Annotated in this window: 11 protein-coding genes, 12 tRNA genes, 2 rRNA genes and 1 pseudogene; all 26 read left to right on the top strand. The window is 45.8% G+C overall.

Annotated elements, in window-relative coordinates:
• Positions 1–280, top strand: a 23S ribosomal RNA gene (locus tag A3842_RS22525); the annotation flags it as partial.
• A gap of 145 nt (positions 281–425) precedes the next feature.
• Positions 426–542 (top strand): 5S ribosomal RNA (gene rrf, locus A3842_RS22520).
• Between the two features lie 6 nt (positions 543–548).
• Positions 549–624: transfer RNA gene (locus A3842_RS22515), tRNA-Asn, on the top strand.
• 1 nt (position 625) lies between these two features.
• Positions 626–701: transfer RNA gene (locus A3842_RS22510), tRNA-Thr, on the top strand.
• 11 nt (positions 702–712) lie between these two features.
• Positions 713–787, top strand: a tRNA-Glu gene (locus A3842_RS22505).
• 34 nt (positions 788–821) lie between these two features.
• Positions 822–897, top strand: a tRNA-Val gene (locus A3842_RS22500).
• 52 nt (positions 898–949) lie between these two features.
• Positions 950–1,023, top strand: a tRNA-Gln gene (locus tag A3842_RS22495).
• A gap of 5 nt (positions 1,024–1,028) precedes the next feature.
• Positions 1,029–1,101, top strand: a tRNA-Lys gene (locus A3842_RS22490).
• A gap of 16 nt (positions 1,102–1,117) precedes the next feature.
• A tRNA-Leu gene (locus A3842_RS22485) sits at positions 1,118–1,201 on the top strand.
• 7 nt (positions 1,202–1,208) lie between these two features.
• A tRNA-Gly gene (locus A3842_RS22480) sits at positions 1,209–1,283 on the top strand.
• A 7-nt stretch (positions 1,284–1,290) separates the two neighbouring features.
• Positions 1,291–1,367 (top strand) — tRNA-Arg (locus tag A3842_RS22475).
• Between the two features lie 26 nt (positions 1,368–1,393).
• Positions 1,394–1,467: transfer RNA gene (locus tag A3842_RS22470), tRNA-Pro, on the top strand.
• Between the two features lie 12 nt (positions 1,468–1,479).
• Positions 1,480–1,553, top strand: a tRNA-Gly gene (locus A3842_RS22465).
• Positions 1,554–1,568: 15 nt separating this feature from the next.
• Positions 1,569–1,642 (top strand) — tRNA-Pro (locus tag A3842_RS22460).
• A gap of 653 nt (positions 1,643–2,295) precedes the next feature.
• Complete coding sequence (ppc, locus tag A3842_RS22455; protein ID WP_074085076.1) at positions 2,296–5,088, top strand: phosphoenolpyruvate carboxylase; 2,793 nt, start codon at positions 2,296–2,298, stop codon at positions 5,086–5,088.
• 545 nt (positions 5,089–5,633) lie between these two features.
• On the top strand, positions 5,634–6,200 hold the full coding sequence (gene sigW / locus A3842_RS22450) for an RNA polymerase sigma factor SigW (RefSeq protein WP_074085075.1): 567 nt from the start codon (positions 5,634–5,636) through the stop codon (positions 6,198–6,200).
• 121 nt (positions 6,201–6,321) lie between these two features.
• The gene (locus tag A3842_RS22445; RefSeq protein WP_074085074.1) at positions 6,322–6,936 is read left to right on the top strand and encodes a zf-HC2 domain-containing protein; all 615 of its coding nucleotides are present in this window, start codon (positions 6,322–6,324) and stop codon (positions 6,934–6,936) included.
• Between the two features lie 208 nt (positions 6,937–7,144).
• Positions 7,145–7,975 carry a diadenylate cyclase CdaA gene (gene cdaA, locus A3842_RS22440; protein ID WP_074085073.1) on the top strand — a complete coding sequence of 277 codons (831 nt, stop codon included), beginning with the start codon at positions 7,145–7,147 and terminating at the stop codon, positions 7,973–7,975.
• The gene (locus A3842_RS22435) at positions 7,968–9,428 is read left to right on the top strand and encodes a CdaR family protein (RefSeq protein ID WP_074102804.1); all 1,461 of its coding nucleotides are present in this window, start codon (positions 7,968–7,970) and stop codon (positions 9,426–9,428) included. Before cdaA ends, A3842_RS22435 begins: the two co-directional genes overlap by 8 nt.
• Positions 9,429–9,538: 110 nt before the next feature.
• The gene (gene glmM, locus A3842_RS22430) at positions 9,539–10,879 is read left to right on the top strand and encodes a phosphoglucosamine mutase (RefSeq protein WP_074102803.1); all 1,341 of its coding nucleotides are present in this window, start codon (positions 9,539–9,541) and stop codon (positions 10,877–10,879) included.
• Between the two features lie 687 nt (positions 10,880–11,566).
• A complete protein-coding gene (gene glmS, locus A3842_RS22420) occupies positions 11,567–13,399 on the top strand; it encodes a glutamine--fructose-6-phosphate transaminase (isomerizing) (RefSeq protein ID WP_074102802.1) in 1,833 nt (610 codons plus the stop codon).
• Between the two features lie 335 nt (positions 13,400–13,734).
• Positions 13,735–14,205 carry a phosphorylase family protein gene (locus A3842_RS33025; RefSeq protein ID WP_218618696.1) on the top strand — a complete coding sequence of 157 codons (471 nt, stop codon included), beginning with the start codon at positions 13,735–13,737 and terminating at the stop codon, positions 14,203–14,205.
• Positions 14,206–14,210: 5 nt separating this feature from the next.
• Positions 14,211–14,516, top strand: coding sequence for a phosphorylase family protein (locus A3842_RS33020; protein WP_218618697.1), 306 nt, complete (start codon positions 14,211–14,213; stop codon positions 14,514–14,516).
• Positions 14,517–15,121: 605 nt separating this feature from the next.
• The gene (locus A3842_RS22410) at positions 15,122–16,861 is read left to right on the top strand and encodes an ABC-F family ATP-binding cassette domain-containing protein (RefSeq protein WP_074102801.1); all 1,740 of its coding nucleotides are present in this window, start codon (positions 15,122–15,124) and stop codon (positions 16,859–16,861) included.
• Between the two features lie 271 nt (positions 16,862–17,132).
• Positions 17,133–18,152 (top strand): annotated as a pseudogene (locus tag A3842_RS33615) (HAMP domain-containing protein); the annotation flags it as partial.
• Positions 18,153–18,291: 139 nt separating this feature from the next.
• Complete coding sequence (locus A3842_RS22400; protein ID WP_256701809.1) at positions 18,292–18,627, top strand: ABC transporter permease family protein; 336 nt, start codon at positions 18,292–18,294, stop codon at positions 18,625–18,627.
• Positions 18,628–18,658 lie beyond the last annotated feature (31 nt).

Genomic DNA, 18,658 nt, shown 5'->3' with positions numbered 1-18,658 from the left:
CTATCTGTCGTGGGCGCAGGAAATTTGAGAGGAGCTGTCCTTAGTACGAGAGGACCGGGATGGACGTACCGCTGGTGCATCAGTTGTTCCGCCAGGAGCATGGCTGAGTAGCTACGTACGGACGGGATAAGCGCTGAAAGCATCTAAGCGTGAAGCCCCCCTCAAGATGAGATTTCCCAGTATGTAAGACCCCTTGAAGACGACGAGGTAGATAGGTTGGAGGTGGAAGTGCAGCAATGCATGGAGCTGACCAATACTAATCGGTCGAGGGCTTATCCAAATCATATAACGCAGATTCGTTTCGGATTCAGTTTTCAGGAATCAAGTTCTGATTCATGAGGCCCAAGAGGCTAAGTGAAAAAGATTTGTTTTCAGCATTTGGCGATGCTGAGACCTGAATGATGCATTTGCACCGCAAATGCCCGTTTGGTGGCGATAGCGGAGGGGTTCCACGCGTACCCATCCCGAACACGACCGTTAAGCCCTCCAGCGCCGATGGTACTTGGACCGAAGGGTCCTGGGAGAGTAGGACGCCGCCAAGCGGATATTCCCTGATAGCTCAGTTGGTAGAGCACTCGACTGTTAATCGAGTTGTCACAGGTTCGAGTCCTGTTCGGGGAGCCATGCTCTCATAGCTCAGTAGGTAGAGTGCTTCCATGGTAAGGAAGAGGTCACCGGTTCGAATCCGGTTGAGAGCTCCACAAGTTTTTTAGGCCCGTTGGTCAAGGGGTTAAGACACCTCCCTTTCACGGAGGTAACATGGGTTCGAATCCCATACGGGTCACCAAATTTCATTTTCCCTTGAGGACAACCATACATATGGAGGCTTAGCTCAGCTGGGAGAGCATCTGCCTTACAAGCAGAGGGTCGGGGGTTCGAACCCCTCAGCCTCCACCATAATCGTTCTCATATTGAAAGAGATTGTGGGCACACTATAGGTATCCATCATAGGGGATTAGCCAAGCGGTAAGGCAACGGACTCTGACTCCGTCATCATAGGTTCGAATCCTATATCCCCTGCCAAATGGGAGCCATTAGCTCAGTTGGTAGAGCACCTGACTTTTAATCAGGGTGTCGAAGGTTCGAGTCCTTCATGGCTCACTTTTATTTGTATCATGCGCGTGTGGCGGAATGGCAGACGCACCAGACTTAGGATCTGGCGTCTTACGACGTGGGGGTTCAAGTCCCTTCACGCGCACCACTTAGTTGCGGACGTGGCTCAGCGGTAGAGCATCGCCTTGCCAAGGCGAGGGTCGCGGGTTCGATTCCCGTCGTCCGCTCCATAATTTTGCGCCCTTAGCTCAGCTGGATAGAGCGTTTGACTACGAATCAAAAGGCCGGGAGTTCGAATCTCTCAGGGCGCGCCATTTTTTATTTAAAGAGAATATATTAACGGGATGTAGCTCAGCTTGGTAGAGCACCTGGTTTGGGACCAGGGGGTCGCATGTTCAAATCGTGTCATCCCGATTTTACACCTATGCGGGTGTAGTTCAATGGTAGAACTTCAGCCTTCCAAGCTGATAGCGTGGGTTCGATTCCCATCACCCGCTCCATAATTTTATACGTTTCGGGATGTAGCTCAGCTTGGTAGAGCACCTGGTTTGGGACCAGGGGGTCGCATGTTCAAATCGTGTCATCCCGATAACACAGCTCTTAAGCTGACAATCAACTCTTACTTTTAGTAGGAGTTTTTTTGTTAATCCAAAGCATTACATCACGAGAATTATAAAGAAGTGTTAATATAATTCTGCTCCATGCGAATAGTCCAAGAGCAAGAATGAACTATTTTGAATATTTCAGAACTGACCACAAATTTACCAGCACGAAATATCTAAGCTTGGATTTCAAATTGAATAAACTTACGATAGGTACAAAAAATGCTTTAAGAAAGTGGAATTTCGTTTAGGCCGTTTTAAGAAAATTCACAATTAGAATACAAGTAAAAAACCATAGTTTGAAATAAAAAGCTTGAAATCTCTCAATAGAAGCTAACTTCTATGTAAATAAAGTTCACGTAAGCAATGATTAAAAGGACTTCGTATTCAAATTTCTGTGATTAATCATTACATGACTGTTACATAAACCCGATGCGGATCAGACAATATAAATAGGAAGATATACACATTATTTTTATGACTGTATAAATAATTAGATTGGTGTATAATCTTAATTGCTGTATCGCTTTACAGCGCAATAAAGTTGGAGATTTCCGGGCAGTTTTATTGTATGATATGAGGAAAGCTTCAAATAGACAATGTTAAAAGCATTGATCCGGAAGAGGATGGGGGGAGCAGCATGACCGAACTTACGACTGCCGTCAGCAAAAGCAATTCAAATAATCTGCTGCGGCGAGACGTACGGTTCCTGGGGAATATTTTGGGTGAAGTCTTGGTTCACCAAGGCGGCAACGAACTGTTGGATATCGTGGAGAAGATCCGTGAAACCAGCAAATCGCTGCGCTCATTGTTTTTGCCTGAACTGCACAATGAATTCAAGGAGCTAATTAATTCACTGGATCCGGAGAATCGCCACCAGGTGATACGGGCGTTTGCCATTTATTTTCAATTGGTGAACATCGCGGAGCAGAACCACCGGATTCGCCGTAAACGCGACTACGAACGTTCAGCCGGGGAGACCGTACAGCCTGGTTCTATCGAAAGCGCGATTCAAGAGCTCCGCGAGCGTGACTTCTCGCACGAGGATGTTCATGAAATCATGAATGGTCTGTCTCTGGAGCTGGTCATGACCGCTCACCCTACTGAAGCGATGCGGCGGGCGATTCTTGATATTCATAAACGTATCTCCGATGACGTCATGGGTCTGGATAACCCTACCCTAACGTTCCGTGAACGTGAACAACTGCGGGAGAAACTGCTTAATGAGGTCATTACCTTGTGGCAGACGGATGAGCTGCGCGACCGCAAGCCAACGGTGCTGGATGAAGTCCGCAATGGGATGTATTATTTCCATGAGACGATTTTCCAAGTGTTGCCGGATGTGTATCAAGAACTTGAACGATGTCTAAGCAAATACTATCCGGGCCAGAATTGGCACGTACCGACGTATCTGCGTTTTGGTTCGTGGATCGGCGGCGACCGGGATGGCAATCCTTCGGTGACGGCAGCTGTGACTCTGCAGACACTGAGACTTCAGCGTAAACTGGCGATTCGGGAATACCAACGCATTATGCGTGAGCTGATGCAGTATCTGAGCTTTAGCACCAGTATCGTTAATGTAACGCCGGAGTTGCTGGAATCCATTGAATTGAACCGGAGCCTTATTAATCTGGATAAGTCAAAATCCTGGCATAATGATAATGAGCCCTACCGGATTAAGCTTACCTATATGATCGCCAAGACGCAGAACGTTATGGATGATGAGAAGAAAGGCTCACTGGAGCGCTACTCTTCACCGGAAGAATTTATAGATGATTTGAACGTGATCGACCGCAGTCTGCGACATCACTATGCAGATTATGTAGCGGATACCTATATCAAGAAGCTGATTCGCCAGGTGGAGTTGTTTGGGTTCCATACTGCGACGCTTGATGTCCGTCAGCATAGTCAGGAGCATGAAAATGCGATGACTGAGATTCTGGCCAAAATGAACGTTACACAGGATTATGCAAAGCTGCAGGAGAATGAGAAGATCGATCTTCTAGAAAAGCTGCTTAATGATCCGCGTCCGCTGACTTCGCCTTATCAGTCCTACAGTGAGAGCACTGAGGAATGTCTTGCAGTATACCGTGCCATTTATACGGCGCAAGAGGAGTACGGCAAACAGTGTATTACCAGTTATCTAATCAGCATGGCTGAAGCCGCAAGTGACATTCTGGAGGTCATGGTATTCGCCAAAGAAGTTGGTCTGTTCCGAAAAGACAATGATGGTACTGTAGTTTGTACACTACAGGCTGTTCCGCTGTTCGAGACCATTGACGACCTTCATGATGCTCCACAAATTATGCGTACGCTGCTTAACTTACCGATCTACCGGGATGCGGTGAGAGCCATGAACGATTTGCAGGAAATTATGCTCGGTTACTCAGACAGTAACAAGGATGGCGGTGTGGTAACCGCCAATTACGAGCTGCGGGTTGCCCTCAAGGAGATTACGGCTACGGCGGATGATTTCGGTATTAAGCTGAAATTTTTCCATGGCCGCGGTGGAGCACTTGGACGTGGCGGCATGCCGCTGAACCGCAGTATTCTGGCGCAACCGGCTTCTACGATTGGAGGCGGCATTAAGATTACGGAACAGGGCGAAGTTATCTCCTCACGTTATTCGATGCAGGGGATTGCCTACCGCAGTCTGGAGCAGGCAACATCCGCACTGGTTACAGCTGCAATTAATGCCAGATCACCTCATACAGATCTATATGAGCCGGAATGGGAAAAAATTGTTGCCCGTATTTCTGAGGTTTCATTGAACAAATATCAGGACCTAATCTTCCGTGACCCGGACTTCCTGACCTACTTCAAGGAGTCAACACCGCTTCCTGAGGTCGGGGAGCTTAACATTGGTTCCCGTCCTTCCAAACGGAAGAATAGTGACCGGTTCGAGGACCTGCGTGCGATTCCTTGGGTGTTTGCCTGGACACAGAGCCGTTATCTGCTTCCTGCCTGGTACGCTGCCGGAACGGGCCTGCAGAGCTTCTATGACAATAAGGAAGAGAACCTAAAGGTCATGCAGCATATGTATGCAAACTTCTCGTTCTTTACTACATTAATTGACACACTGCAGATGGCTATTGCCAAGGCTGACCTGATTATAGCCAAGGAATATGCCAGCATGGGCAAAAATGAAGAGGCGCGTCAGCGTATCTTCGGACAGATAGAAACGGAATTCAAGTTGACTTCCGAGCTGATTCTCAAAATCACCGGACAGCAGGACATCTTGGATAATGTGCCTGTTATTCAGGAATCTATTCGTCTGCGTAATCCATACGTTGACCCGCTGAGCTATTTGCAGGTGCAGCTATTGTCCGAGCTAAGAGCCTTGCGCGAAGTGGACGGTGATGACGCGGAGTTGCTCCGCGAAGTGCTGCTCACTATCAACGGTATTGCCGCCGGATTACGGAATACCGGCTGATATTCTGATCTAGGTTGGTTGTTGATTTGTTCTTTATATTATTCACAATCCCCGTTCGCCTCTGTATGGAGGCTGGACGGGGATTTTTAGTTCTGGATTAGTAACCTGGATGGCTGAAGCCGCCGAGAGAACTGAGAGGATAACGAAGCTGGTAAGAGACAAAACCGCTTCCCGCCCTTTGCCTTACCTCATTGTTACTGATATGAATTTTGGGCAGAGTAACAGGGATTTTAAATTCTGATGATGGAGCGACAAAGTGGGGATTTGGAATTGGAGGAGAACAGCGTGCGCCTTTATTCTGGGATTTCGACCGTGAGTAGCGGTTTCGATCAGGAAATCCGCCAATAACAGCGACCGTAAATCCAAATGTTCTCAAAGTCGCGATGAATCATCGTTTTTTATCCCTCGTGCTGTGCCCATTCTAGATAGAAAGTAACAATACTATCCTTGATTTTTGACGAAACATGAATTACCATTTAAGAGCTTGTACCGTGGACATTCATGAGATGAAAGACCAAGGGCGGCAAGTCTGGGGGAGTTAACAGGTGGAGAATTTGGAAGGCAGATTGACAAAGCTCGCCTTAAAGGGCGACCAAAGGGCATTTGCCGAGCTTGTGGAACTATATAAAGACAAAATATATCATTTGGCTTATCGGATGCTGAACAACCGCCATGAAGCGGAAGATATTGTTCAGGAAACATTTTTGCGTGTGTATCGCAATTTGGACCGCTATGATGACAAACAAAAGTTTTCAACATGGATTTACCGCATTGGCACGAACCTTTGCATTGACAGGTTGCGTAAGCGGCGGCCCACATATTCGCTGGATGCAGAAATGAACGACCAGGAAGGCATTGACGGCTATTCCATGATTCCCAGTGATAATGTGACTCCGGAAACAGAACTGCTGCTCTCAGAGACACAGAGATTGATCTATGAGGCCATCGACAGTTTGCCTGTGAAATACAGATCAGTGATGATTTTACGCTATCTGCAGGACTTGTCGCTTCAGGAAATTAGTGATGTCTTGGATATGCCTGTAACAACGATTAAGACCCGAGTACACCGGGGACGTGAATTTTTACGTAAAAAATTAGAGCCTAAAATGTAAAATAGATTTTTTTTTATGAAACGTATGATTGGCAGCGCCGTATGTAAGTTAAGCAAGTCTTATGCGCCCTGCCCCTTTGTCTTGTTATAATTAAATAGCACTCATGAAAGGATTGGCTCCTATGGAATGCAAACTGGCCGTCTCTATGATGCACGACTACCTGGATGACGACTTGCCCGAACTGCAACAGAGGGAATTGAAGGAGCATCTTCTATCCTGTACAGATTGCCGTGCAAAGTTCAAAGAATTGGAACAGACCGATATGCTGATGTTTTCCCTGATGCACCAGAGTCCTGTGGCTTCGGAGGATCTTGTAAGCCGGATTATGAATTCATTGCCCCAGGTCAAGAAGGAACGCGCATTTGTGACCTGGATCAAGCGGCACCCCGCTCTTTCAGCGGCGTCCGTGTTCATTCTGGTGATGCTGATGAGCTCCGTTACCTTTTGGAATCAGGATCGGCAGCTTGTGGTCAGGGGAACAGACCTGGAACAGGTTGTCATTCAAGGGAATACGGTCATCGTACCCTCTGGTAAAACGATATCTGGCGATCTAACGGTGGAGAACGGTAAAACTCAGGTATATGGGGAAGTGGACGGTAATGTGACTGTGATTGACGGCTCCCTGTACCAGGCTTCAACAGCTCATATCTCCGGGCAAGTCAAAAGCATAGACCAAGCGGTAAGTTGGCTCTGGTATAAAGTGACGAACATGTTCTCTGAAGTTGCCTACCGTTAAATAACACTTGGTTGCTTTTAGCAGGAATATTATTTGCGCCTCTTTTTCCGGAAAGATGGCGCTTTTTTGTTGCGAAGGTATAGGGGAATAGGTTTCCCCGGCGACTGAAACTTGCAACCTGGGCTGGAACGTTATAACCTAGGTATGATACAGAACTTACAGACAGTTTACATAAACCCAGCTAATATGAAATGACGGGGGTTTTGGCATGAGTTATTTTACAGATCTAACATGGAAAGAGTCCATTAAAGATATAATCGATATTCTGATTGTCAGCTATATCATCTACAAAGTGCTAAATATGGTGCGCGGGACCCGGGCGATACAGCTGCTAAAAGGGATTCTGGTATTGGTTGTAATCTGGGCACTTAGTACCCTTCTTGATTTATATACGCTGAAGTGGCTGATGAACCAGATATTTACGTTCGGGATATTTGCGATATTTATCATCTTTCAGCCGGAATTGCGAAGGGGGCTGGAGCAGCTTGGACGGGGCAAGTTTTTTGGACGGGCTGCTGAGAATGATGAGGAAGTCAGCAAATTGATTGGTGAAGTTATTAAAGCACTGAATTATTTGGCGCAACGAAAGATTGGGGCATTAATTGTTTTTGAAAGGGCAACGGGGCTGAATGAATATACGGAGTCTGGGATTCCTATGCGGTCTGTAGTCAGCTCCGAACTGTTAATCAATATCTTTATTCCCAATACTCCGCTGCATGACGGTGCGCTCATTATGCAAGATGGGCAGATTGCCGCCGCTGCATGTTATTTGCCTCTCTCCGAGAATCCGTTCATCAGCAAAGAGCTCGGTACCCGTCACCGGGCAGCAATTGGGATTAGTGAGGTTGCGGATTCCGTCTCTGTCGTGGTCTCAGAAGAGACCGGACAGATATCTTTGGCAATTAACGGTCAGATCGTGCGTGATATTAAGGAAGAATCTCTGATTTCCAAGCTTTATGAGGAACTTCGGGCCACTTCACCGCTGAAGGAGAAGAGCTCCGCCTTTTGGAAACGGAGGGAGGATAAACGCAATGGATAAGTGGATGAAGAATAACAATTTCAACAAAATTCTCGCGCTTGCCTTCGCTATTATCCTTTGGATCATTGTCCATGTGGATACTGCACCTGCGAACCAGACAACGGTAAACATGGAGTCTAAAACCATTGAAAATGTGAAGATTGAGGATACCGGCTTCAATGAGGATAAATATGTAATCACTTCAAGGGATGCCGAAAGTGTCAGACTGGAAGTCATGGGCAAAAAATCGGATCTCACCTACAAGTTTTCAGATGCCTATAAAGTGTGGATTGATCTGAGCAATGTTCAGCCAGGAGACACTACGCTCCCCCTGCATTATTCACTTCCGAGCGGCGTGATGCTTGATGATATAATCCCCAATGAAGTGAATGTGCATGTGGAACTCCGCAACACCAAGTCCTTTCCAATATCGATTATCACCAAGGGTGAGCCTGCGGCGGGTTATCAGGTAGGTACACCGGTCATAGAACCAGCCGTTGAGGCGAAGGTTACGCTGGGTGCTAGTGAGCTTAGAAAGGTAGCCAAAGTGCAGGGAACCATTGAACTTAACGGTGACAGTGAAACGATAAAAGAAAAGAAGCTGAAGCTGTATGCGTATGACAGCGGCGGTAACGAGATTAAGGATGCAGTTATCGAGCCGTCCTTCGTAACTGTGGAGTTGCCGATTACTCTTCCGTTTAAAAGCCTGCCGCTGGATGTGAGTTTTAGCGGTCAGCTGCCAGGGGGTGTGGCCTTGTCCAAGGTGACGCCGGAACAGGATACGGTAACAGTGTATGGAACTGAAGAATCCTTAGCTTCTTTATCATCCTATGAAGCGACATTGAACTTAGGTTCAATTGATTCTGCAGGTACTAAGGAGCTGAAGCTGGAATTGACAGTTCCGGAGGGCGCTGCCAAGATTGAGCCTGCGGTCTTAAATGTTTCTGTTGTGACCTCGAACATTGCTGAGAAGACCATTGATAATATTCCCGTCAAGCTGGAGGGGGTAGATACAGGACTTACCGCTCTGATCAAAGATCCTGCCAGTAAAACCGTTTCGCTGACTGTATCAGGAGCCCCAAATCTGCTGGAACAGATAGATAAGAACAATATCAGCGTGGTAGCGGACGTCGTTGGCCTCACAGCCGGATCTCATGAGGTAACGTTACATGTTTCTCTACCCAGGTTCATTGCCCTAGGGAATGCTTCACAACGTCTCAGGGCAACTGTGGAGCTAAACGCTCCCGCAACGCCGGCGGCCGCGGAAACTCCGGATAACAGCAGCACCGGCACGGTAACCTCAGAGCCTAGTGCTGAGCCTGTCTCTGGTGAGGAGAGCCCGACTGAGCCTGTTCAGAGTGGGGATAATGCTCTTCCTACAGCTACGCCATCTCCATCCGAAGGCGCGGTTGAGAACAGTGGTACTGCAAGTGCGAACGGCGCGACGAACAATGGTAGTTCTGGCGGAACGTAACTTTTACGGTTAGCAAACGTCTATAATAGGTGACATTGGTACCCGAAATAAGAGTTCATTCATACAATAATTCATTAAGCTAATGCAGCGTATTCAAAAGGAGAAAAAAGATGGGTAAGTATTTTGGAACAGATGGTGTACGCGGAGTTGCAAACCGTGAATTAACAGCAGAGATGGCCTACAGTATTGGCCGCTGCGGTGGGTATGTATTGGCTGGTAATGTAGAGAAGCCTAAGGTGGTCATAGGCATGGACACGCGTATTTCAGGTCCTCTTCTGGAATCGGCGCTTGTAGCGGGCATGTTGTCCATTGGTGCTCAGGTAATCCGGTTAGGTGTTGTAAGTACGCCTGCTGTGGCTTATATTACAAGATTGCTTAAGGCGGATGCAGGAGTAATGATATCTGCTTCGCATAATCCAGTTGAAGATAATGGCATTAAGTTCTTTGGCGGAGACGGTTTTAAGCTGACAGATGAAACCGAGTTGCGGATTGAAGAACTGATGGATGCGGAGATCGATGAATTGCCACGCCCAGTAGGTGCAGGCCTGGGAACTGTTAATGTAGATAATGATGCGAAATATTTATATTTGAACTATCTCAAAACCACGATTTCTCAAAGCTTCGCAGGACTTAAGGTAGTGCTTGACTGCGCTCATGGCGCAGCCTATGAATTGGCCCCGCGCTTGTTCAGAGAGCTTGGTGCAGAAGTAATCGCCATCGGTTCAGAACCTGATGGGCTGAACATTAATGACGGCTTTGGCTCCACGCATCCGGAAACTCTGCGCGAGGAGGTGCTGCGCCAGGGTGCGGATCTGGGGCTTGCTTTTGACGGAGACGCTGACCGGTTGATTGCTATTGATGAGAATGGCGATGAGGTTGACGGTGACTTTATCCTTTGCATCTGCGGAGATGCGATGAACCGTGCTGGTAAGCTTAAGGATGGCACTATTGTATCCACAGTAATGAGTAATATTGGTTTCTATAAAGCAACAGAACAACTGGGTCTAAATACAGCCAAAACCGCGGTCGGTGACCGTTATGTGATGGAAGAAATGCGCCGGGGCGGATACAATTTGGGCGGAGAACAGTCCGGTCATGTTATTTTCCTGGATTACAATACAACAGGTGATGGTATTCTGACGGCAATCCAATTGGTGGATACCATGAAGTCATCCGGCAAGAAACTCAGTACACTGAAATCAATGATGACCCAATACCCTCAGGTGCTTGTGAATGTTCGTGTTCAGGATAAGACTAATTATCCTAACAATCCGGCCATTGAAGCGGCTATTCAAGAGGTTGAAGGCAAGCTTGGTGATAACGGCCGAGTGCTGGTGCGTCCTTCGGGAACTGAACCGTTGATTCGGGTTATGGCAGAAGGCCCGGATAAGGCGGAGCTGGATCTCTATGTAGGCCAAATCGTTGATGTCGTTCAGCGTGAATTGGTGTAATTAATGATATAATGTTATGACGTTCAGCCGGTGAGGAGAAATGCTTAAGGCATCTTCACTGGCTGCATCTGTATATTGTCTAATTTCTTATACTAGCTGCCAAAAGTAATCATGCGTTACAGCATTGCCAAAACGATGTAAGGTGCATATAATAGATAAGGTGTCATTCCAGAAGGAAAGCGGGGATAGTAAGGTTGGCAACAGCAAGCGCCAGAGCTTGATCTTGCGCGGGGGAGAAGGGACAGCCATTAAGTTGCCGGGTAGCGGCAGGGCTTGAACGGATCACGGCAGATGTAAGCTGACGAGGTGGAGGTGTTCGAAATGTTCGGCGGGGACCTCCCGGTGATGCACCAGAGCCGTAAATGGAAACGGAAAATGCGAGGGCGACCTTTCACACAACGTTTCTGTGGGTGCAAGCAGAAAGAGTACAATTCATGGGCTTACGCAATAACGGAAAGAAACACAGAGCGTTCTGCCACGGCAGAGGAGAAGACTGTACATTTCATGAACATAGTTGCAAGTGAAAAGGTATTGAACCGGATATTGTCCTTTTAAGGGCTGCTTAGCCGTGTCCACTTGACTGAGTCTGAAATACAACAGAATATTTGCTTTTTCTCAAAAACATGCCGCACGGCACGTTTCTTTCCTTATGCCGCCCACACTATAAATCGGACGGAGGAAATTATTATGTGTGGTATTGTAGGATATATCGGGAATCAGAATTCGCAAGGGATCTTGGTAGAGGGTTTGAAGAAGCTTGAGTATCGTGGGTATGATTCAGCCGGGATTGCTGTGTTCACCAAGGAAGGACTCCAGGTCGTAAAAGCACAGGGCCGTATGGCGAACCTTGAATCCAGACTTGAAGCTACTCCACTAACAGGAAGTGCCGGAATCGGACATACTCGCTGGGCAACCCACGGCAAGCCTTCTGATGAGAACTCCCATCCGCATACTGATGAGAGCCAGAAATTCTCAGTCGTACACAACGGCATTGTGGAGAACTATCTTGATCTTAAAGAAGAACTGATTGCCGGAGGATGCCACTTTACTTCCGAAACGGATACAGAGGTTATTTCGCACCTGATCGCCCGTGAATATGAAGGGGATATCGTGAAAGCTGTACAAAAAGCGATCACCTTCATGCGTGGTGCGTTTGCACTTGGAGTTCTGACTGAATATGAACCCGACAAACTGGTGGCTGTACGTCAAGCAAGTCCACTCATCATTGGCTTGGGTGAAGGTGAAAACTTTATCGGGTCCGATATTCCTGCTTTGCTGGAATATACCCGCAACGTATATATTTTGAACGACGGTGAAATGGCTGTGTTGACACGGGATGCTGTCGAATTGATGACGATTGAAGGCAATTTTATTTCTCGGGAAATGATTACTGTCGATTGGGATGCTGTTACTGCGGAAAAAGGCGGCTACGAGCATTTCATGCTGAAAGAAATCCACGAGCAGCCAAAGGCATACCGCGATACTATGCGCGGACGTATGAACGCTGAAGGTAACAAAGTGATTCTGCCAGAACTTAACCTGACCGAAGAGCAGATCAAGAACATCCGCAACGTTCAGATCGTTGCTTGCGGGACTGCCTACAACGCAGGTCTTGTTGGACGCAACCTGATTGAATCCTTGGTGCGTATTCCTGTAGAAAATGATATCGCTTCGGAGTACCGTTACCGGTCGCCGATCGTTACACCGGAAACTCTGGTTATCGTAGTCAGCCAATCCGGAGAGACTGCTGATACACTAGCTGCACTGCGTGAAGGCCAAGCAAATGGTGCACATGTGCTCGCTATCACCAACGTAGTGGGAAGCTCCATTGCCCGGGAAGCAAACAGTGTATTGGTAACTCTGGCAGGTCCCGAAATCGCTGTTGCTTCGACCAAAGCATATACTTCCCAGCTGATTGCCTTCACTTTGCTCGGTCTGTACCTGGCTGAAGTACGCGGAACGCAATCCGAACCTGAGGTTGCCAAGATTCTGGCAGCTATGCAGTCCCTGCCGGAGCAAGTAGAAGTAATTCTGGCGCAAAAAGAAGCGATCAAGACTTATGCTGAACAAATCGCTAAGCATGAGCACCTGTTCTTCATCGGCCGTGGCGTAGATTATGCTGTGGCTCAGGAAGGCTCGCTGAAGCTGAAAGAAATCTCTTACATTCACTCCGAAGCTTATGCAGCAGGTGAATTGAAGCATGGTACACTGGCGCTGATTGAAGAAGGCGTTCCTGTCATTGCCCTGGCAACTCAGGAATCCGTTCTCGAGAAAACCGTCAGCAATATCAAGGAAGTCAAAGCCCGCGGCGCACACGTGCTGGCCATCACTCATGAAGAGCATGCGAACGACCTGCTTAGATCTGTTGACCAGGTGTTCGTGATTCCTCAGACACTGCCGCTTCTGACCTCTGCCTTGTCTGTAGTATCGCTGCAATTGCTGGCTTACTACGCTTCGCTGGCTCTGGGCCACGATGTGGATAAACCGCGTAACTTGGCGAAGAGCGTTACGGTGGAATAGGGTAGGGAAAGATACAGCAGCTGTTTGTCTGGTGATAAAAAAGTTGGGAACCAGTAAAGAAAGTCTAGAACTATAATTAAACATCATGAGCCGTCCTGCATTTGAGGACGGCTTATTTTTGCGCGTATAGCATGATTTTTCTTTCTGAAGAGAGTGGAACTTCACAGGATATATGATTGGGTAGAAAAGCTGCTTTATTCTTATATCGAGCAGGGATAGCTAAATAAGCTCGCGAATATTCTTCATATAGAGGTGTTTACGAAGTTCGTAAATTAGATGTTATATGTAATAGCCGCTAAGAAGGAATAATAAAATTACTTCGGAGGGAAGTCGAGATGGAGAGCAAAAAAATCGATATTAAAGAGTTTCCGATATTGGAATTTGATGAATCGCGAGTTGCTATAATAGAAGCAACTAATTTTATCGAGCCAAAAGAAGAATTTGAATACTGTATAATAACATTTTTTCGAGATGCAATTGAAAAAATGAAAACTGAGGGGAAGTTGAAAGAAGTTGCGTGTCTACATTGCGAGACGGTAGATTTACCAATATATGAAACGTATTTTCAAGGAAAAAAAGTACATATTACTCTGGGATATTTAGGGGCTGCAGGCTCAGCAGGATTCTTAGAAGAATTGATAGCGTATGGATTTCAGAAATTTATAGTTTGTGGTGGTGCAGGTGTACTTAAAAAAGACATTGCAGTTGGACATTTAATTGTACCAATTTCTGCGGTGAGAGATGAAGGGGTATCATACCATTACATTAAGCCATCTAGAGAAATTGAATGTGATCCAAAGTTTTAAAAAGCATAGAGGACGATTTTAATATACATAATATTAGGTATATAAAGGCAAAAACTTGGACAACAGACTCATTTTATAGAGAAACTAAAGAAAAAGTTGAGTTGCGGAAAGCTGAAGGGTGTGTAACTGTAGAAATGGAAGCAGCAGCATTTATGGCCGTTTCAAAATTCAGAGAAGTTAAATTAGGAATTATCCTGTATGGCGGTGATGATTTAAGTGGAGTCGAATGGGATAGTCGAAGTTGGAATAGTAGAACAGAAATAAGAATAAACCTTGTTCAGATATCTTTACGGATATGTAGTTCTTTATAAGAGGAATAGCAAAGGGAAATCTAAACAAAAAAACATGAATTAAATATAAATACTACAACATGAATAAATTATGCGGAATCGAAGAAGGCAGCTACAACATATAACACCGTATTCACGCTGCGGCCCCTGAAGGGACCTTGGTCTGCAAGAGGCATCTCGAGGAAGCGGCTTCCGCAGACAACCCTGCGAGGCTAAGTGGCGGAGCCACCCGGTCCTAGCGGACCTTAAGCCTCTCGGGTTCGTGAATACAACAACGTTATCGGAAATTCATGCAAAGCTTTTTTATGTGTGAGTCGCCTATGAAGTGGAGTAAACTCAAGAGAAACATTGAAGGTATGATTTATGAGCCGCTAAGAACTTTAAATTTTATAATACAGTTTACATTGTGAAGCTACATTCGTTACAATGCCAATCCGTTGATGACTATAATATAACGAAAGATATCACTTGTTACCTAGGAACACCGCAGTCTCAGTCAGAATATCTCACCCTGTTGTTTTGTTCAAGGACAACAATCCAAATGGTATTTGTGGTAAACTTAAATTCTATGCTCTTCGATACATTTGATAATAGTCACAAATTTAGTTATAAAGAAAGGTAATCCTATGATAAAAGTTGATAATTTATCCTTCTCGTTTCCGCAAAAAGAACTATATAAAAACATTTCATTCACGCTTGAAGAGGCAGAGCATTGCGCTTTTATTGGAACAAGTGGCAGTGGGAAAAGTACACTGATCGATATACTGATGGATCCAGAAAGATATTTGTATGATGGCATGTTATCGATAGACCCCACTTGCACAATTGGATTTGTAAGTCAGTTTTCTCAACCAGACAAATCTCAAGAAACAACCGTTTTTGAATATATCGGCGAAAAGTTTATTCAGATTCAAAATGAAATAAACTCTATTCTCACTGAAATGGAGACAGCCACAGATATTGATCCATTGCTTGAAAAGTATCAATTAGCCTTAGATGCATTTGATGCAATGGGCGGGGATGATTTTGAGAGCAACATTAATAAGAAGCTGAATCTGGCAGACCTCATGAGGCTTAAAGAAGTTAGGGTATCTGACCTGAGTGGCGGGGAATTCAAACTTATTCAAGTAATGAAGGAAATGCTTAATCATCCAGACTTAATGATTATGGACGAACCTGATGTGTTTTTAGACTTTGAAAACTTAAATGCGCTTAAACATCTAATTAATTCTCACAAGGGAATACTGCTGGTTGTTACGCACAACCGATATCTATTGAATCATTGTTTCAACAAAATTATTCACCTTGAAAACTTGGAGATTCAAGAGTTCGACGGGCGATATATTGAATATAACTTCTCCTTACTTCAAACTAAAATTGAGCTGCAAGAACTCGCAGTCGCTGAAGAGGAAGAAATTAAGAGAAACGACAATATCATCGATAATCTTAGAGCTATCGCAACTTATAATTCCGAAGCATCCAGAGGGAAAGCATTAAAAGCCAGGGTTAAATTTCAGGAAAGATTGGAAGCGCGCAGAATTAAGGCACCCTTTGTAGATATTAAGCAACCGGATATCAGTTTTGGTGTGGATAATGAAATGGAAGACACCGTTGTTATAAATGTTAATGATTATAGTATTGCCTTTGATGAGTTGCTTTTAGAAAATGTTAACTTTGAGATAAAATCTACGGATAAAGTAGCCCTAATCGGTCCAAACGGCACCGGGAAAACGACGCTACTCCGGGAGATCTTTAAAAATAATCATGATTCCATTGAAATTAATGCTGAGGTTAAGGTGGCTTATTTATCTCAGCTTCAAGGCGAAATGCTGAAGGATTCCAATACTATTCTTGAGGAATTCATCGATGCCGGGTTTGCAACGTATGATGAGATTAGATCACATCTATCCAACTATGGCTTTGAAGGTGAAATCGTTAATCAAAAGATAGAATCTTTATCTGGCGGAGAAAAAAACATGCTTCAATTGGCTAAGGTTTCTGCCAGTAAAGCAAATGTATTGCTTCTTGATGAACCGACAAGCCATTTAGACACCTATACACAAATAGCACTGGAAAAAGCCATTGGGGACTATCAGGGTGCGATTCTCATGATTTCTCATGATTTCTATTCTGTGGTAAATGGGATGGATTATGTCCTGATCATTGACGATAAGACGATTAGAAAAATGAGTATGCGAAAATTCAGAAAGATGATTTATGCCAGTCATTTTGATAAAGACTATTTAGAAACGGAACAACAGAAAAAATCAGTGGAAACAAAAATAGAAGTGGCTTTAAAAAATACTGATTTTGAATTAGCAAAAGTATTGGTTGAAGAGCTAGAAGAGCTGATTAAGCTGCTATAAATCATAATTCTCGGATTGAAATGATTACAGGTGGTAAGAAAGCTTAAGATGTTGGTGGGAAAATATCAACAAAAAAGATAATAATGAATAGGATTCCTATAAGCTGCTCATTCCATTGGGCGGCTTTTTTATGCTTTTAAGAGAGATATGGGGATCTATGCATCGAAGAATATAGAAAACGCTTACAACATATTGTAAAATACAGGTTGAGCTGTGACTATAAAACAAGGATGGTAATCCTGTGCGTATCAAATTCAACATCTTTCGGAAAATGCTAGTGTTGCTGCTGATTCTGCTGACGCCGGTCGTGGCGCTGTATTATTATTCTACGTCTAAGAGCATCAACGTCATACAGGAGGAGCTTATTAAAGCGAGCCTGAACCGGATGGAGCTTTTCGTGGCGCAAATGGATGCCAGTATCGAGAAGTTCGATCTGGCCTCCGCCCCTATGCCCGTTGACACGAACGTGCTGGAGTACCTGTACAACCACGAGATGAGCGATTATTCCCTAATGAAAACAAGGCTGCTAATCCAGGAGAAGCTGTCGCTGGCCAGCGCATCAGGCAATTGGCGTAATGATGTGACCGTCTATTTCCCGCATCGGGGCAATAACATTTCTTCGTCCCCCTCCTATGAGTATGACCCTGTAGAGTTTGAAAGCCGGTTCTCGCTGGGATGGAGCTACAGCGAAGATTTGGAGATTGGCCCCGGCTTTACCCGAACCTATGTCACTACGGGTTACAAACCGGCCCATCCGGAGGATCTGGATGTTGCCGTTCGCATTAACCTCTACAAGTGGAGCTTCGAGAATCTGCTCGACACCTACAAGTCTGGCCACTCTAACAATCCGTTTTTTTACAAAGCGGGGCATGACATCATCGCCAGCCGTTCTGTGAAAGGGCCCAAGATGGAGGGAATCATCAAGGAACTGGGCGACAGGGTCAATAGCCGGGATTCCGGTTTCCTGATCCATTCGTTCGACAGCAGGCCTTATCTGATTACTTACTATTATTCTAACCTCCTAGAGTGGCATCTCATCGATTCTGTTCCGCTGGGTCAGATCATCGGGCCGATCAGGCAGCAGAGAGTGTTGTTTGGAGCGTCTTCAGTCATTCTGCTGCTAACCGGTATCGCCGCTGCGTCCGCTTTGTACTGGAACGTACACCGGCCTATCTTCCAGCTTGTACGCGCAGTGCAACGGATCAAGGGAGGCGATTACGCCTACCGTCTGCCGAAGAAATCGAACAATGAATTCGCGTTCCTCATGCAGAACTTCAATGAAATGGCGACGCAGATTCAGGATCTCATCGAGAATGTCCTGCAATCGCGTATCCTGGCGCGTGATGCCACGCTGAAGCAGCTGCAGGCGCAGATCCATCCTCATTTTTTGTATCGATGGGGCGGGCGAACTGCGGATATTTATCCGGATCGTGCTGCCGCTGTCGCTGCCGGTTCTGGCGACAGTCGCACTGTTCCAGACGCTGACGTACTGGAACGACTGGTTCCTGAGCCTGGTATTTATTTCCGACAATCACAACATATCGGTACAATACTTTCTCTACAAGATGATGGTCAATATTCAGTACCTCTCCAGCAACCCGAACGCAGTGGCTGAGATTACCCGGGCTGGCGGAATGGTTAACTTTCCGAGTGAGACCGTGCGGATGGCGATGGTCGTCGTGGGCGTCGGGCCGATCGTCTTTGCCTATCCGTTCTTCCAGAAGTACTTTATCAAGGGACTGACAGTCGGCTCCGTCAAAGGCTGAGGGGCCTGCACCATATATTATTTGGGGGGAT

Origin of the sequence: Paenibacillus sp. P3E, from assembly GCF_001909045.1 — a bacterium.
Lineage (GTDB): Bacteria > Bacillota > Bacilli > Paenibacillales > Paenibacillaceae > Paenibacillus_AQ > Paenibacillus_AQ helianthi.
Note: the sequence above shows the minus strand (reverse complement) of the source record. Positions and strands in the feature narration are given on the sequence as shown.

Bases quoted from the DNA above. Each gene is read 5' to 3' on its own strand.
- ppc (WP_074085076.1), top strand. From the start codon at position 2,296: ATGACCGAACTTACGACTGCCGTCAGCAAAAGCAATTCAAATAATCTG.
- A3842_RS22445 (WP_074085074.1), top strand. From the start codon at position 6,322: ATGGAATGCAAACTGGCCGTCTCTATGATGCACGACTACCTGGATGAC.
- cdaA (WP_074085073.1), top strand. From the start codon at position 7,145: ATGAGTTATTTTACAGATCTAACATGGAAAGAGTCCATTAAAGATATA.
- A3842_RS22435 (WP_074102804.1), top strand. From the start codon at position 7,968: ATGGATAAGTGGATGAAGAATAACAATTTCAACAAAATTCTCGCGCTT.
- glmM (WP_074102803.1), top strand. From the start codon at position 9,539: ATGGGTAAGTATTTTGGAACAGATGGTGTACGCGGAGTTGCAAACCGT.
- glmS (WP_074102802.1), top strand. From the start codon at position 11,567: ATGTGTGGTATTGTAGGATATATCGGGAATCAGAATTCGCAAGGGATC.
- A3842_RS33025 (WP_218618696.1), top strand. From the start codon at position 13,735: ATGGAGAGCAAAAAAATCGATATTAAAGAGTTTCCGATATTGGAATTT.
- A3842_RS22410 (WP_074102801.1), top strand. From the start codon at position 15,122: ATGATAAAAGTTGATAATTTATCCTTCTCGTTTCCGCAAAAAGAACTA.